Source organism: Hydrogenophaga pseudoflava, assembly GCF_031020795.1.
GTDB classification, from domain to species: domain Bacteria; phylum Pseudomonadota; class Gammaproteobacteria; order Burkholderiales; family Burkholderiaceae_C; genus Hydrogenophaga; species Hydrogenophaga pseudoflava_A.
The window spans coordinates 194162-208643 of sequence record NZ_JAVHJP010000002.1 but is presented as its reverse complement, the minus strand read 5'-3'; the positions used below and the strand labels follow the sequence as shown (position 1 = coordinate 208643).

Annotated in this window: 11 protein-coding genes; 6 read left to right on the top strand and 5 right to left on the bottom strand. The window is 68.4% G+C overall.

From position 1 onward, the window contains the following. The first annotated feature begins 54 nt into the window (after window positions 1–54). Window positions 55–1038, top strand: coding sequence for a LysR family transcriptional regulator (locus tag RCO38_RS06675; protein ID WP_308327536.1), 984 nt, complete (start codon window positions 55–57; stop codon window positions 1036–1038). Here RCO38_RS06675 and RCO38_RS06670 read toward each other — a convergent pair. Next, window positions 995–1882 (bottom strand): DMT family transporter, encoded by an 888-nt coding sequence (locus tag RCO38_RS06670; RefSeq protein ID WP_308327535.1) that lies wholly within the window; start codon window positions 1880–1882, stop codon window positions 995–997. The genes RCO38_RS06675 and RCO38_RS06670 overlap by 44 nt on opposite strands. Then, window positions 1882–2451: a CDP-diacylglycerol--glycerol-3-phosphate 3-phosphatidyltransferase gene (pgsA, locus tag RCO38_RS06665; RefSeq protein WP_308327534.1), complete on the bottom strand. Its 570-nt coding sequence runs from the start codon at window positions 2449–2451 to the stop codon at window positions 1882–1884. The genes RCO38_RS06670 and pgsA overlap by 1 nt, the downstream gene beginning before the upstream one ends. Window positions 2452–2490: 39 nt before the next feature. On the opposite strand from pgsA, the gene RCO38_RS06660 reads away from it, so the two are divergent. Next, complete coding sequence (locus RCO38_RS06660) at window positions 2491–4185, top strand: adenylate/guanylate cyclase domain-containing protein (RefSeq protein WP_308327533.1); 1695 nt, start codon at window positions 2491–2493, stop codon at window positions 4183–4185. Window positions 4186–4198: 13 nt separating this feature from the next. Here the strand turns inward: RCO38_RS06660 and uvrC are convergent, their stop codons facing one another. Next, complete coding sequence (gene uvrC, locus RCO38_RS06655) at window positions 4199–6262, bottom strand: excinuclease ABC subunit UvrC (protein WP_308327532.1); 2064 nt, start codon at window positions 6260–6262, stop codon at window positions 4199–4201. Between the two features lie 39 nt (window positions 6263–6301). Here uvrC and earP point away from each other — a divergent pair, with 39 nt between their 5' ends. From earP to RCO38_RS06635, 4 genes are all read left to right on the top strand, one after another. Next, window positions 6302–7384: an elongation factor P maturation arginine rhamnosyltransferase EarP gene (gene earP, locus RCO38_RS06650; protein ID WP_308327531.1), complete on the top strand. Its 1083-nt coding sequence runs from the start codon at window positions 6302–6304 to the stop codon at window positions 7382–7384. A 64-nt stretch (window positions 7385–7448) separates the two neighbouring features. Continuing rightward, the gene (efp, locus tag RCO38_RS06645) at window positions 7449–8003 is read left to right on the top strand and encodes an elongation factor P (RefSeq protein ID WP_079366071.1); all 555 of its coding nucleotides are present in this window, start codon (window positions 7449–7451) and stop codon (window positions 8001–8003) included. A gap of 62 nt (window positions 8004–8065) precedes the next feature. After that, window positions 8066–8944, top strand: a complete 879-nt coding sequence (locus RCO38_RS06640; RefSeq protein ID WP_308327530.1) for an AEC family transporter — start codon at window positions 8066–8068, stop codon at window positions 8942–8944. A gap of 29 nt (window positions 8945–8973) precedes the next feature. After that, a complete protein-coding gene (locus RCO38_RS06635; RefSeq protein WP_308327529.1) occupies window positions 8974–9843 on the top strand; it encodes an LOG family protein in 870 nt (289 codons plus the stop codon). Window positions 9844–9960: 117 nt separating this feature from the next. Here RCO38_RS06635 and RCO38_RS06630 read toward each other — a convergent pair whose 3' ends face one another. Beyond that, complete coding sequence (locus RCO38_RS06630) at window positions 9961–11331, bottom strand: efflux transporter outer membrane subunit (protein WP_308327528.1); 1371 nt, start codon at window positions 11329–11331, stop codon at window positions 9961–9963. Beyond that, window positions 11324–14476 carry an efflux RND transporter permease subunit gene (locus tag RCO38_RS06625; RefSeq protein WP_308327527.1) on the bottom strand — a complete coding sequence of 1051 codons (3153 nt, stop codon included), beginning with the start codon at window positions 14474–14476 and terminating at the stop codon, window positions 11324–11326. Before RCO38_RS06625 ends, RCO38_RS06630 begins: the two co-directional genes overlap by 8 nt. Between the last annotated feature and the right edge of the window lie 6 nt (window positions 14477–14482).

Below are 14482 nucleotides of genomic sequence, written 5' to 3'. Positions count from 1 at the left end.
TACGGTGTCTCCGGACAATAATTCGTCCATTCATTATTTCCATGAAGGAAAGAATTGGACCGTCCCGACCTGGAGCTGGTGCTCGCTGTCCGCCGCCACGGCAGCCTGGTCACCGCCGCCCGCGCACTCAAGCTGGCACCGTCGGTGGTGACCAAACGACTGGCTGCGCTGGAGACCCGGCTGGGCACCCGGCTGTTCCAGCGCACCACCCGTCGAGTGAGCCCGACCGCCGACGGCGACACCTTGTGTGAGCGAGCGCAGGAGCTGCTGCGCGCCTTTGAGTCGGCCGAGGCGGAGTTGCGCGAGCGCCAGGCCGAGCCATCGGGGCCGGTCCGGCTCGCGGCGACCTTCGGCTTTGGTCGCATCTGGCTGGGACCGGCGCTTGCCTCCTTCCAGGCGCTGTACCCCCGGGTGACCGTGCAGGTGCAGCTGACCGAACAGTTGCCCGACCTCGCGGTCGAGGGGCTGGACGGGGCGATCTGGCTGTGGAACGCGCCCGCCCAGCGCGCGGGCGAGTGGGTCTCGCGGCGGCTGGCCACCAACCAGCGCGTTCTGGTCGCGTCGCCGGCCTATCTGCGCCGCAAGGGCGATCCCGGTTCGCTGGACGAACTGGCCTCACACGACTGCCTGGCGGTGAGAGAAAACGGCGGCGGCGCCGAGCTTCGGTTCGACCACTGGCGATTGCAGCGGACCGGGATGCAATCCTGGACCCACACACCGGTGCGGGGTCCGCTGTCGAGCAACTCCGGCGAGCTGGTCCGCGACTGGTGCCTGGCGGGCCACGGCATCATGCTGCGCAGCCTGTGGGACGTGGCGCCGCTGCTGGAGCGCGGCGAGCTGGTGCGGGTGCTGGGCGAATGGAGCATGCCCGATGCGGACATTCACTGGATCGCTCCCTACCGGGCGCAGGTGCCGCGCCGCATCCGTTTGCTGGTGGACTTCCTGGCCGAGCGCTTCCGGGACGAGCCCTGGCGCCATGCAGTCACCCGCCCCGTCAGCGCGCTGGCCGCACCACCAGGCTCACGCCGAAAGCGGTGAGTGCGGTGCCCGCAATCGTCGTCGCCGTGATGGGCTCGGCGAACAGCACCCACGCGATCAGCGCGGTGCAGGGTGGCACCAGGTACATAAGGCTGGTCACCGACGCCGCCGCACCGCGCTGGATCAGCATGTACAGCAGCGAGCTGCCCCCCAGTGTCAGGCCCAGCACCGACCACGCCATGGCGCCCGCGAGTTCCGCGTTCCAGCGCATCGCCTCGCTCTCCAGCAGTGCCAGCGGCAGCGTCACCACCAGGGCCGCCGCCAGCTGCACGGTGTTGGCGGTGCGCACATCGCAGGGCTGGACAAAGCGCTTCTGGTAGAGCGTGCCCGCGGTGATCGCGAACAGCGCCATCACCGCGTAGGCGAGGTTCAGCCAGTTGGCCGAGTCGCCCGGACCACCGGCGCCGAACTTGCGCGAGACCACCAGCACCAGCCCGGCAAACCCCAGCAGCAGCCCCAGCCACTGGCGCCTGGACACGTGGTGCCCACCCACGCTGGTGAGCCAGATGGCGGTGAGCACCGGCTGGATGCCCACGATCAGCGAGGACAGGCCCGAGCCCATGCCGGCCTTGACCGCGGCCCAGACGCCGCCCAGGTAACCCGCGTGCATGAGCACGCCGGTGACAGCCAGATGAAAGGCCTGCCGGCGGTCGGACGGCCACCTCACTCCCGCCAGCACGATCCAGGGCAGGAAACAGAGGATCGACAGCGCGTAGCGAACCGCCAGGAAGGACATCGGTGGCGCGTGCGGCATGCCGTAGCGGGCGACGATGAAGCCGGTGCTCCAGATCAGCACGAACACCCAGGGCATGGCCCTGAGCCATGCGTTGTGGCCGGCGCTCATCAGTGCGAACGGGCGCGGATCTCGGGCAGCGCCTTCTGCAGGTAGTACACCATGGACCACACGGTCAGCACCGCGGAAATCCAGATCAGCCAGGTGCCCCAGACGCGGGTGTCGATCACTCCGAACAGCGTGCCGTGGAACAGCAGGAACGGGATCGCGATCATTTGCACCGTGGTCTTGACCTTGCCGATCATGTGCACCGCCACGCTCTTGGTGGCTCCGATGATGGCCATCCACTCGCGCAGCGACGAGATGGCGATTTCGCGGCCGATGATGATCAGGGCCACGAACACGTCCGCCCGCTCCAGGTGCACCAGCACCAGCAGGCAGGCGCAGACCAGGAACTTGTCGGCCACCGGATCGAGGAAGGCGCCGAAGGCCGAGGTCTGGTTCAGCCTGCGGGCCAGATAGCCGTCGGCCCAGTCGGTGGCGGCGAACACGATGAACATCACCGTCGCGATGAGGTTCTGCTGCGCCGGACTCACGCCTTCCAGATAAAACACACCGATGATCAGGGGAATGGCGACGATGCGCGCCCAGGTCAGCAGGGTGGGAAGGTTGAAGAACATGGCCGAGATTATGGGGGCGGTTTTGTACACTGGCCGTCCATGTCGCCCCCTCCCCCTGTACCCCCGGTGCCTCGGAGCGTGGGCACCTTCACCTTGCGGTTCACGCTCGTCGCGGCGTTCACCGGCATCACGCTGCTGGTGAGCCTGGTCATCGGCGCCGCCACGGCGACGCTGGTGGGCGACTTCGTGCGGGACGAGTTCCGCCTGCGCATGGCCGATCTGGCGGCCGTCGCCGCCACGCAGATCGACGTCCAGGCCCATCAACGTTTGCAGGCCCCGAGGGACCAGGACACCCCGGACTACCGGGCGATGCGCGACCACCTGCGCGAGATCAGGGACCGCGGCACCCACATCCGCTTCATCTACACCACCCGCCAGCGGCCGGATGGCCAGGTGGTCTTCGTCGTGGACGCCGAAGAAAAGCCCGAGGACTTCAGTGCGCTGGGCGACGTGTACGCCGACGTGAGTCCTGAACTCCGGGCCGCCCTGGCAGCCCCGAGGGGGGCGACCAAGTCCTTTGTGACGCAGCGCTTCTACACCGACGCCTGGGGCACCTGGATGTCGGCCTATGCGCCGCTGTACCTGCCCGACGGGCGCCTGGAGGCGGTGCTCGGACTGGACATGTCGGCAGACCGCATCCTTCAGCAGGAGCGGCGCTACCAGTACGCACTCTGGGGCGCCTGCGCCCTGCTTGCGCTGCTGCTGATGCCGGTGGCCTACTGGATGGCACACCGCATCCGCCGCCCCCTGTCGCGGCTGGAGTCCGACATGCGCAAGGTGCGCCAGTTCGATCTGGAGAGTACCCCGCCCATCCGCTCACGGGTGATCGAAATCAACCGCATGGTGGAGCAGCTCGAGAGCATGCGCTCGGGCCTGCGTTCGTTCCAGAGGTATGTGCCGGCGGAGCTGGTGCGCCGGCTGATCGCACGGGGGGTCGACGCCGAGTTGGGCGGCACGCAGCAGGAGATGACCTTCTTCATGTCCGATGTCGAAGGCTTCACCACCCTCAGCGAGCGCCTGCCGCCGGACGAACTGGTGCACCACCTGGGCGACTACCTGACCGCCGTGTCCGGCAGTCTGCTGCGCGAAGGCGCGACCGTCGACCAGTACATCGGCGACGCGGTGCTCGCCTTCTGGAACGCGCCCGAACCCGTGGCCGACCATCCGCAGCGCGCCTGTGATGCGGCCCTGGCGGTGCAGGAGGCCGTGGCCCGGCTCAACCTGGGCTGGGAGAGGCAAGGCGGTCGTGTGGCCTTCAGGACGCGCATCGGCATCAACACCGGCGACGCCATCGTGGGCAACATCGGCTCCAGCGACCGCATGAGCTACACCGTGATCGGCGACCAGGTGAACCTGGTCAGCCGACTGGAAGCGACCAACAAGTTCTATGGCACCTCGATCCTGCTGTCCGAGCACACGCAGCAGCGGGTGCACGCCCAGTTCGTGACCCGGCTGGTGGACCAGCTGGTGGCCTACGGCAGGAGCCGCCCGATCAGGGTGTACGAGCTGCTGGGTCGCCGGGGGGCGGTGGCGCCGGATCGGCTGGCCGTGGTCACCGACTACGAGGCGGCGTTTGCCCATTACCAGCGGCGCGATTTCGGCGCGGCGATGGCGCTGCTGGAGTGCCACCCGGAAGACCCGCCGTCGCGTGTGCTGCTGGCCCGCTGCCGCCGCTACGCCGAGCAGCCGCCCCTCGCGGAGTGGGACGGCAGCTTTCTGTTCACCAGCAAATGAGCCGGTCCGGTGCTCAGTGCAGCGCCCGGTAGATCGCGTCGGCCAGTTCGGCCGAAATGCCATCGACGGTGCTCAGGTCCTCCACACTGGCGGCGGCGACGCCGCGCACTCCGCCAAAGCGCTGCAGCAGACGCGCCCGCTTCTTGGGACCGACGCCCGGGATGTCTTCCAGCCTGCTGCCCCCGGTGCGCACCTTGGCGCGCTGCGCCCGCATGCCGGTGATCGCGAAACGGTGTGCCTCGTCGCGGATCTGTGCCACCAGCATCAGTGCGGCCGAGTCGTGGCCCAGATAGACCTTCTCGCGCCCGTCGGCAAACACCAGCTCCTCCAGACCAACCTTGCGGCCCTCGCCCTTCTCGACCCCGACGATCAGCGAGAGATCCAGACCCAGTTGCTGGAACACCTCGCGCGCCATGCTGACCTGGCCCTTGCCGCCGTCGACCAGCACCAGGTCGGGCATGCGCGGGCCCTTGGGCGCCTCGCCCGCCACCTCGGCCGCGGGCTCCGGCGTGTCCGCCGCATTCGCCGGAACCTCCACCGCACCGGCCTGCGCCTCCGGCGCCATGCCCTGCTCGGCCCGCAGCGCCTCGGCGATCTTGCCGTAGCGCCGCAGCAGCACCTGGCGCATGGCCGCGAAATCGTCGCCGGGCGTGATGCCCTCGATGTTGTAGCGGCGGTACTGGCTGTTCTGCATCTTGTGCGCCTCGAACACCACGCAGGAGGCCTGGGTCGATTCGCCCGCGGTATGGGAGATGTCGAAACACTCGATGCGCAACTCGTCGAGGTTGTCGTCGGGCAGCCCCAGCGCCTCGGCCAGTGCGCGCGTGCGCGCCTGCTGCGAGCCTTCTTCGGCCAGCAGGCGCGCCAGCGCAATCTCGGCGTTCTTCTGGGCCATGTCCAGCCAGGCCCGGCGGTGTTCGCGCGGCTGGTGCACCGCGTGCACCCTGGCCCCGTTCTGCTCGGTCAGGGCCTCCATCAGCGTGCGGCTCACGGGATGGCTCGTGACCAGGGTGTGCGGCAGCGCCGCCCCGAGGTAATGCTGGGCGATGAAGGCCTCCAGCACCCGCACATGCACCCGCTCCATCGGGTCGGCGGCGGACGGTGAATCGGCTTCGGACTCAAGCGCCTCGTCGATCTGGTTCGCGTCCTCCACGTGGGCCGGGAAATATGGCCGGTCGCCCAGGTGCCGGCCGCCGCGCACCATGGCCAGGTTCACGCAGGCCCGCCCGCCCAGCACCTTCACCGCCAGCACGTCGACGTCCTTGTCCGAGAGGTTGTCCATCGCCTGCTGCTGCAGCACGCGCGAGAGCGCACCCATCTGGTTGCGGATCTCGGCCGCCTGCTCGAACTCCAGCTTCTCGGCATGGGCCATCATGCGCGCCTGCAGCGCGTCGAGCACCTCCTGGGTCTCGCCGCGCAGGAAGCGCTCGGCGTCGGCAACGTCCCGCCCGTAGGCCTCGGTGTCGATCAGGTCTGCGCAAGGGCCGGTGCAGCGCTTGATCTGGTAGAGCAGGCAGGGACGCGTGCGGTTGGCGAACACCGTGTCCTCGCAGGTGCGCAGGCGGAACACCTTCTGCAGCAGCGTGATGGTCTCCTTCACCGCCCAGGCGCTGGGGTACGGGCCGTAGTAGCTGTGCCGCCGGTCGACCACGCCGCGGTAGTAGGCCATGCGCGGGAACGCGAGCATGGGCAGGGGTTTGGTGCCGGCGGTCCGGAAGGTCTCGCGCGTGCCGGTGATCTTGAGATAGGGGTAGCTCTTGTCGTCCCGGAACAGGATGTTGAACTTGGGATTCAGCGTCTTGATCAGGTTGTTTTCCAGCAGCAGCGCCTCGGCTTCGGTGCGCACCACCGTGGTCTCCATGCGCACGATGCGGCTGACCATGTGGCCGATGCGGGTGCCGTCGTGGTTCTTCTGGAAGTAGCTGCTGACGCGCTTCTTCAGATTGCGCGCCTTGCCCACGTAAAGCAACTGATCCTGGGCATCGAAATACCGGTACACCCCCGGCAGGCCAGGCAGGGCCGCCACTTCGGCCAGCAGTTGTTCGGAATGCGGTGTGTCGGGTGCGGGGCTGGACATGGAGCGTATTGTGAATCCGCGGCCATGGACAATCGGCACATGCAATGGGACATCTTCTGCCGGGTCATCGACAACCTGGGCGACATCGGCGTGTGCTGGCGGCTGTGCGCCGGTCTGGCGGCGCGCCACCAACACGTGCGCCTGTGGATCGATGTGCCCGACGACCTGGACTGGATGGTGCCCGGCGCCCGGCAGGGCCAGGTGCCCGGGGTCGAAGTGATCCACTGGACAAAACCGCTGCCGGCCTCCCCCGCCGTCGCCGCCGCCGACGTGTGGATCGAGGCGTTCGGTTGTGATCCGGCGCAGGAATGCCTGGATGAGCTGGCCGTCCGTGTGCGACAGGGCGCTGCGGCGCCGGTCTGGCTGAACCTGGAATACATGAGCGCCGAGAGCTATGTCGAGCGCTGCCACCGCCTGCCCTCGCCCCTCATGACCGGGCCACTGCAGGGCCTGACCAAGTGGTTCTTCTACCCGGGTTTCACGCCGCGCACCGGCGGCCTGCTGCGCGAATCGGACCTGGCCGCACGACAGGCGGCGTTCGACGCGCCCGCCTGGCTGGTGTCGCACGGGCTGCCGGCCGGCCGGCAGCCGCGCGCCAGCCTGTTCTGCTACGAGCCGCCTGCGCTGCGCGCCGTGCTGCAGGAGGCGGGCGCGCGGGAGCCCAGCGACTGGCTGGTCACCGCCGGCCGCGCAGCCGACGCCGTCGCGGCCGAGCGCAGCCGGGGTCTGGACACCGGACAGGCCCGGCTGCACGCCGTGCCCCGCCTCACCCAGCACGACTACGACCACCTGCTCTGGTCCTGCGACCTGAATTTCGTGCGCGGCGAAGACTCCGTGGTGCGCGCGCTGTGGGCGGGCAAGCCCTTTGTCTGGCACATCTACCCGCAGCACGACAACGCCCACCACGCCAAGCTCGAGGCCTTCCTGGACTGGCTGGAGGCGCCCGCTTCGCTGCGCGATTTTCACCGGGCCTGGAACGGTCTCACGGCCCCGGCCACGGTCTGGCCGGGCTGGGACGTGGTGAGCGGCTGGCAGGCCTGCGCCCTGGCCGCGCGCCAGCGCCTGCTGGCCCAGCCGGACCTGATCAGCCAGTTGCTCGGCTTCGTTGCCGAAAAGCGTTAAAATTCAAGGCTTTGCTAGAAGCGTCGCCGCGAAGGAAACTGCGGCCCAACCTGTTGGAACCCTTATGAAAATCGCCCAAGAAATCCGCGCCGGCAACGTGATCATGCACGGCAAGGACCCCATGATCGTCCTGCGCACCGAGTACGCCCGCGGCGGCCGCGGCGCCGCCACCGTCCGCATGAAGCTCAAGGGCCTGCTGGGCAACATCGGCACCGAAGTCGTCTTCAAGGCCGACGACAAGATGGACCAGATCATCCTGGACAAGAAGGAGTGCACCTACTCCTACTTCGCCGACCCGATGTACGTCTGCATGGACACCGAGTACAACCAGTACGAAGTGGAAGCCGAGAACATGGGCGACGCCCTGAACTACCTGGAAGACGGCATGGCCGTTGAAGTGGTGTTCTACGAAGGCAAGGCCATCTCCGTCGAACTGCCCACCAGCATCGTGCGCGAGATCACCTGGACCGAACCCGCCGTCAAGGGCGACACGTCCGGCAAGGTGCTCAAGCCCGCCAAGATCGCCACCGGCTTCGAAATCGCCGTGCCGCTGTTCGTGGAACAGGGCGACAAGATCGAAATCGACACCCGCACCGGCGAATACCGCAAGCGCGTGTAAGCGCCCACGGCTCTCTCCGACACAATCAAGGCTCCTTCGGGAGCCTTTTGTTTTTCCCACGCATGGACCTCCTCTCCCGCATCGCCGACGTCATCATCCCGGTCTTCCTGATCGTGGCGATCGGCTACGGCTACGCGCGCCGCCGGCCGCCCGACCTGTCCACCTTCAACCGCATCGCACTGGACGTGCTCGCGCCGGTGCTGGTGTACTCGGCGCTGGCGGCCAAGGAATTCCGCCTGGCCGACCATGTGCCGCTGCTGATCGGCGGCGCGGTCCTGATCCTGGGCAGCGGCCTGCTGGCCTGGCCGCTGGCGCGGCTGTCCGGTGCCCAGCCGCGCACCCTGGTGCCGGTGGTGATGTTCAACAACTGCGGCAACATGGGCCTGCCGCTGGCCCTGCTGGCCTTCGGCCCGGCGCACTTCGGCGCGGCGGTCGCGCTGTTCTCGGTGAGCAACCTGTTCCACTTCTCGCTCGGCGCGCGCATCACCAGCGCCTCGGCCCGCACCCGCGACCTGCTGACCAGCCCGCTGATGGTCGCCACCGTGCTCGGTTTTGCCAGCGCCCTCTTCGACCTGCGTCCGCCCGACGTGCTGCTGGGAGGCCTGAAGCTGCTGGGCGACGCGATGCTGCCCATGATGCTGTTCGCCCTGGGCGTGCGGCTGACCTCGCTCACCCGCGCCGGCCTGGCGCTGGGCCTGCTGGGCGCCCTGGCCCGCCCCTTGCTGGGCCTGGCCATCGGCATCCCTCTTGCCTGGACCCTGGGGCTGGAAGGTGCGGCGCGCGGACAGCTGCTGCTCTTCGCCGCCCTGCCCCCGGCCGTGATGCAGTTCATGCTGGCCGAACGCTACCACCAGGAGCCCGACAAGGTCGCTGCCATGATCATGCTCGGCAACGCTCTGGCAGTGGTCTTCGTGCCACTGGCGCTGGCCATCGGGCTCTGAACCGTTTCTTCCATCACCGAGGACCCTCCATGGAAAACACCCAACACCTGAGCGAACAGCGCATCGCCGACGCCTGGGCCGACCTGCAGGCCCATTCCAACAGCGGCAACGCCCTGCAGGCGGACGCGTACCGGCTGGCCTTTGCCGACCCCGAGTTCCTGCTGCGGCGCGAAACCCGCGGCATCCGTTTCCAGCTGGAAATGCTCAAGCCCGACCTCGCGCAGCAGCAACTGGGCATCGAGAACACCATCGTGGTGTTCGGCAGCGCGCGCTTTCGCGAGCCCGAGGAGGCCCGGGCCAACCTGGAGCTGGCCATCCAGGGGGGTGATGCCGAGAGCATCCGCAAGGCCGAGGCGCTGCTGCGCAACGCCCACTACTACGACAAGGCCCGGGAGTTCGCGCGCATCGTGGCGCGCTACAGCCGCGGCTGCGCTCGGCTCGACCAGCTGTTCATCTGCACCGGCGGTGGCCCGGGCATCATGGAAGCGGCCAACCGCGGGGCGCACGACGAGGGTGCGCTCAATGTGGGCCTGAACATCTCGCTGCCGCACGAGCAGTCGGGCAACCGCTTCATCTCACCCGAGCTGAGTTTCAAGTTCCACTACTTCGCTTTGCGCAAGATGCACTTCATGATGCGCGCCAAGGCGCTGGTGGCCTTCCCCGGCGGCTTCGGCACGCTGGACGAGCTGTTCGAGGTGATCACCCTGGTGCAGTGCAAGAAGGCCAAGCCGGTGCCCATCGTGCTGTTCGGCAGCGACTACTGGAAGCGCCTGCTGAACCTGGAGGTCCTCGTGGAGGAAGGCACGATCTCGCCCGAGGACCTGAACCTGTTCAAGCTGGTCGATGATCCGCAGTCGGCCTGGGACCACATCGTCAGGTTTTACGATTTGAAGATCTGAAGAAAAAGCCCCCCCTGCGCCGCTGCGCGGCTTCCCCCCAGGGGGACCCCACCTGCGGCCCGGCAGAGCCGGTTCCGCGGTGGGTGCTGGATCGGGCACTTCGCGCCGGATGCCTGATCAATAGCCCCCGCCCAGAGCCTTATACAGCGCGACCTGGTTCTGCTGCTGAGCCAGCCGGGTCTGCGCCAGCGCCTGCTGGGTGGTGAACAGCGAGCGCTGGGCGTCCAGCACGTCGAGGTAGCTCGCCACGCCGTTGCGATAGCGCAGTTCGGCCAACCGGAAACGGTCGGCCTCGGCCCCGGCCTGGGCCTCCTGCGCGGCCAGCTGCTCGCCCAGCGTGGCGCGGCCCGCAAGCGCGTCGGCGACTTCGCGGAAGGCCACCTGGATCGCCTTCTCGTACTGGGCAACGGCGATGTCGCGCGCGGCCTTGGCCGAGTCCAGGTTCGCCTGGTTGCGCCCCATGTCGAAGATCGGCAGCAGCGCCTGTGGCGCCAGCGAGAAGCCCCAGGACCCGTCCTTGAACAGGCCCGAGAGCTCGTTGCTGACCGTGCCGACGCTGGCCGTCAGCGAGATGCGCGGGAAGAAGGCCGCACGGGCGGCGCCGATGTTGGCGTTGGCAGCGACCATCTGCTGTTCGGCCTGCCGGATGTCGGCGCGGCGGGTCAGCAGCTCCGAGGGCAGGCCTTCGGGCACCGGCTGGAACGGCGCCACGCCGCCGGCGCCAGGCAGCAGATTGACCGGCACCTCCTGTCCCACCAGCAGGGTCAGGGCGTTCAGGTCCTGCGCGATGGTGCGGCGCTGCTGCGCCAGCGTGGCACGCGCTGCCGCGGTCAGGGACTCCGCCTGACGCAGGTCCAGCGCCGACGCGGCGCCGTTGTCAAAGCGCAGCTTGGTCAGCCGCAGCGAGTCGTCGCGGGTGGCCAGCGTGCGCTGGGTCAGCGCCAGCAGGGCCTCGTCGGTCTGCAGGCTCAGCCAGCTGCTGGCCACCGAGGCAACCAGGCTGGTCTGCACCGCGCGCCGCGCTTCCTCGCTGGCGAGGAACTGCGCCAGCGCGGCGTCCTTCAGGCTGGCCACGCGGCCGAAGAAGTCCAGCTCCCAGCTGGCCATGGCCAGGCCCGCCGTGTAGGTGCTGCTGATGTCGCCGCTGGCGGTGGGCTGGCGGTTGCCGGCCACCGTGGCGTTGACCGTCGGCACCTGGTCGGCGCGGCGCACCTGGTACTGCGCACGCACCTGCTCGATGTTCAGCGTCGCCACGCGCAGGTCTCGGTTGTTCTTCAGGGCCAGCGCCACCAGCTCGCGCAGGCGGGCGTCGGTGATGAAGCTCTCCCAGGCCTGCACCGGGCCGCTGGCGGTGACGGAGGCCGGTTGACCCGGGAAGGTGGCCGGGACGGGGGCCGCGGGGCGCTCCAGCGTGGGCGTCATCGAGCAGCCGGCGATCAGGGCCGCCGCCGCCAGCGCGCCCATGGAAAAGAAACGGGTGTCAGACATGGTGTACCCCATGGTGTTGGGCCTCGGCCTCGTGCAGGCGCTGCTGGCGCTCGCTGTCCTTGAAGAATGTGCGCACCAGCACGAAAAAGATTGGAACGAAGACCACCGCCAGCACGGTGCCGGTCAGCATGCCGCCGATCACGCCGGTGCCGATGGCGCGCTGGCTGGCCGAGCCGGCACCGCTGGCCAGGAACAGCGGCAGCACGCCCAGGGTGAAGGCCATGGAGGTCATCACGATCGGGCGGAAGCGCATGTGCGCCGCCGCCAGCGCGGCCTGGATCACGTTGTGGCCCTGGGCCTGCATGTCCTTGGCGAACTCGATGATCAGGATCGCGTTCTTGGCCGACAGGCCGATGATGGTGATCAGCCCCACCTGGAAGTAGACATCGTTGGCGTAGCCGCGCAGCAGCGTCGCCAGCAGCACGCCGAGCACGCCCAGCGGCACCACCAGGATCACGGCCATCGGGATCGACCAGCTTTCGTACAGCGCGGCCAGGCAGAGGAACACGGCCAGGATGGCGAAGGCGTAGAGGATCATGGCCTGCGAGCCGGCGAGCTTTTCCTCGCGCGACTGGCCGGTCCATTCGAAACCGAAGCCCTGCGGCAATTTCGCCGCCAGCGCCTCCATCTCGGCCATGGCCTGGCCGGTGCTCACGCCCGGCGCGGCGCTGCCGCTGATGCGCATCGCGGGGTAGCCGTTGTAGCGCACAGTCTGCATCGGGCCGGTGATCCACCGGGTGCTGGCAAAGGCCGACAGCGGCACCGCCTGCCCCTTGTTGTTGAGCACGTTGATGCGCAGCAGGTCTTCGGGCTGCATGCGGGCCGTGGCATCGGCCTGCACCACCACGCGCTGCAGGCGCCCGGCGTTGGGGAAGTCGTTGACATAGCTGGAGCCCAGCGCGGTGCCGATGGCGGCGCTGACGCTGTCAAAGCCCACTCCCAGCGCGTTGGCGCGGTCGCGGTCGATGTCGATCTGCAGCTGAGGCGCGTCTTCCAGACCGTCCGGACGCACCTGGGTCAGCAGCTTGCTCTGCGAGGCCATGCCCAGCATCTGGTTGCGCGCAGCGACCAGCGCATCGCGTCCCAGGCCGGCGCGGTCCTGCAGGCGGAAGCTGAAGCCCGACGACGCGCCCAGCTCCGGAATGGGCGGCGGGCTCAGCGGGAAGACGAAGGCGTCCCGGATGCCCGAGAGCGCACCGAAGGCCCGGCCGGCGATGGACTGCGCGTCGCTGCCCGGCGCCGTGCGCTCGGCCCAGTCCTTGAGCGTCACGAAGGCGAGCGCCGCGTTCTGGCCCTGGCCCGAGAAGCTGAAGCCCAGCACGCCGACCATGCTCTGCACCTCCGGCTGCTGCAGCATGAAACCCTCGACCTGCTTCATCACTTCCAGCGTGCGCTCCTGTGTGGCGCCTGGCGGCAGCTGCACATTGACGAGCAGGTTGCCCTGGTCCTCACCGGGCAGGAAGGAGCTGGGCAGGCGCTGGTAGATCACCGCCACCGCGGCCACGATGGCCACGTAGATCAGCATGGTGCGACCCGCGCGCGGCAGCAGGCGCGACACACCGGCTTCGTAGCGCTTGGCGGTGCGCGAGAACGTGCGGTTGAACCAGCCGAAGAAGCCCTTCTTCTCGTGGTGGTGCCCGGCCTCCACCGGCTTGAGCAGCGTGGCGCACAGCGCCGGCGTGAGCGACAGCGCCATGAAGGCGGAGAAGGCGATGGACACGCCCATCACCGCCGCGAACTGGCGGTAGATGTTGCCCACCGAGCCACTGAAGAAGGCCAGCGGCACGAACACCGAGATCAGCACCACGGTCACGCCGATGATGGCGCCCGAGATCTGGCCCATGGCCTTGCGCGTGGCTTCCAGCGGCGGCAGCCCCTCCTCGCTCATGATGCGCTCGACGTTCTCCACCACCACGATGGCGTCGTCCACCACGATGCCGATCACCAGCACCATGCCGAACATGGTGAGTACGTTGATCGAGAAGCCCATGGTCAGCAGCGCGGCGAAGGTGCCCAGCAGCGCCACCGGCACCACCACGGTGGGAATCAACGTGTAGCGCCAGTTCTGCAGGAACACCAGCATCACCAGGAACACCAGGGCCACAGCTTCCAGCAGGGTCTTGGCCACTTCCTGAATGGAGATCTTCACGAACTTGGAGCTGTCGTAAGGAATCGTCCAGCTCATGCCCTTGGGGAAGAACTTCTCCAGCTCGGCCATGCGGGCACGCACGGCCTCCGCGGTCGCCAGCGCGTTGCCGCTGGGCGCCAGCTGCACACCGATGCCGGTGGAGGGCTTGCCGTTCAGGCGCGCCGAGGTGGCGTAGGCCTGGGCACCGAGCTCGATGCGGGCCACGTCCTTCAGGCGCACGGTGGAGCCGTCGCTGCTGGCGCGCAGCACGATGTTGCCAAATTGCTCGACGCTGGCGAGCTGGCCGTTGACCACCACGGTGGCCGCGATGCTCTGGCCCGCCACGTTGGGCAGCGCACCGATTTCACCGGCCGAGACCTGGGCGTTCTGGGCACGGATGGCGTTGGTGACGTCGGCTGCGCTGAGGTTGAAGCCCAGCAGCTTGGACGGGTCGATCCAGATGCGCATCGCGCGTTCGGTGCCGAACAGCTGGGCCTGGCCCACGCCCGGCAGGCGCTGGATTTCAGGCACCACGCTGCGCGAGGCGTAGTCGCCCAGGGCCACCGGGTCCAGAGCGGGGTCGTCGCTGGTGAGGATCGCGAACAGCAGGAAGTTGTTGCGCGACTTGTCGACGCGCACACCCTGTTGCGTCACGGCCGCCGGCAGGCGCGGCGTGGCGCGCGACAGGCGGTTCTGCACGTCCACCTGCGCCAGGTCGGCGTTGGTGCCGGGCTCGAAGCTCAGCGTGATGCTGCCGGTGCCGTTGGCCTGGGCCACGGCTTCCATGTAGATCAGGCCAGGCGAGCCGTTCATCTCCTGTTCAATGACCGAGAGCACGCTGTCTTCCAGCGTCTTGGCCGACGCACCCGGGTAGGTGGCGTTGATGACGATGGACGGCGGCGCCACCGGCGGGTATTGCGCGATGGGCAGCTGGGTGATGGACACCGCGCCCGCCACCATGATGAAGAGCGCGATCACCCACGCGAAGATGGGGCGCTCGATGAAGAATTTCGCCATGTCGGG

Coding starts and splice junctions, on each gene's coding strand:
- pgsA (WP_308327534.1), bottom strand. CDS start 2,451: ATGTTCTTCAACCTTCCCACCCTGCTGACCTGGGCGCGCATCGTCGCC.
- RCO38_RS06640 (WP_308327530.1), top strand. CDS start 8,066: ATGGACCTCCTCTCCCGCATCGCCGACGTCATCATCCCGGTCTTCCTG.
- RCO38_RS06660 (WP_308327533.1), top strand. CDS start 2,491: ATGTCGCCCCCTCCCCCTGTACCCCCGGTGCCTCGGAGCGTGGGCACC.
- RCO38_RS06670 (WP_308327535.1), bottom strand. CDS start 1,882: ATGAGCGCCGGCCACAACGCATGGCTCAGGGCCATGCCCTGGGTGTTC.
- efp (WP_079366071.1), top strand. CDS start 7,449: ATGAAAATCGCCCAAGAAATCCGCGCCGGCAACGTGATCATGCACGGC.
- RCO38_RS06630 (WP_308327528.1), bottom strand. CDS start 11,331: ATGTCTGACACCCGTTTCTTTTCCATGGGCGCGCTGGCGGCGGCGGCC.
- RCO38_RS06625 (WP_308327527.1), bottom strand. CDS start 14,476: ATGGCGAAATTCTTCATCGAGCGCCCCATCTTCGCGTGGGTGATCGCG.
- RCO38_RS06635 (WP_308327529.1), top strand. CDS start 8,974: ATGGAAAACACCCAACACCTGAGCGAACAGCGCATCGCCGACGCCTGG.
- uvrC (WP_308327532.1), bottom strand. CDS start 6,262: ATGTCCAGCCCCGCACCCGACACACCGCATTCCGAACAACTGCTGGCC.
- earP (WP_308327531.1), top strand. CDS start 6,302: ATGCAATGGGACATCTTCTGCCGGGTCATCGACAACCTGGGCGACATC.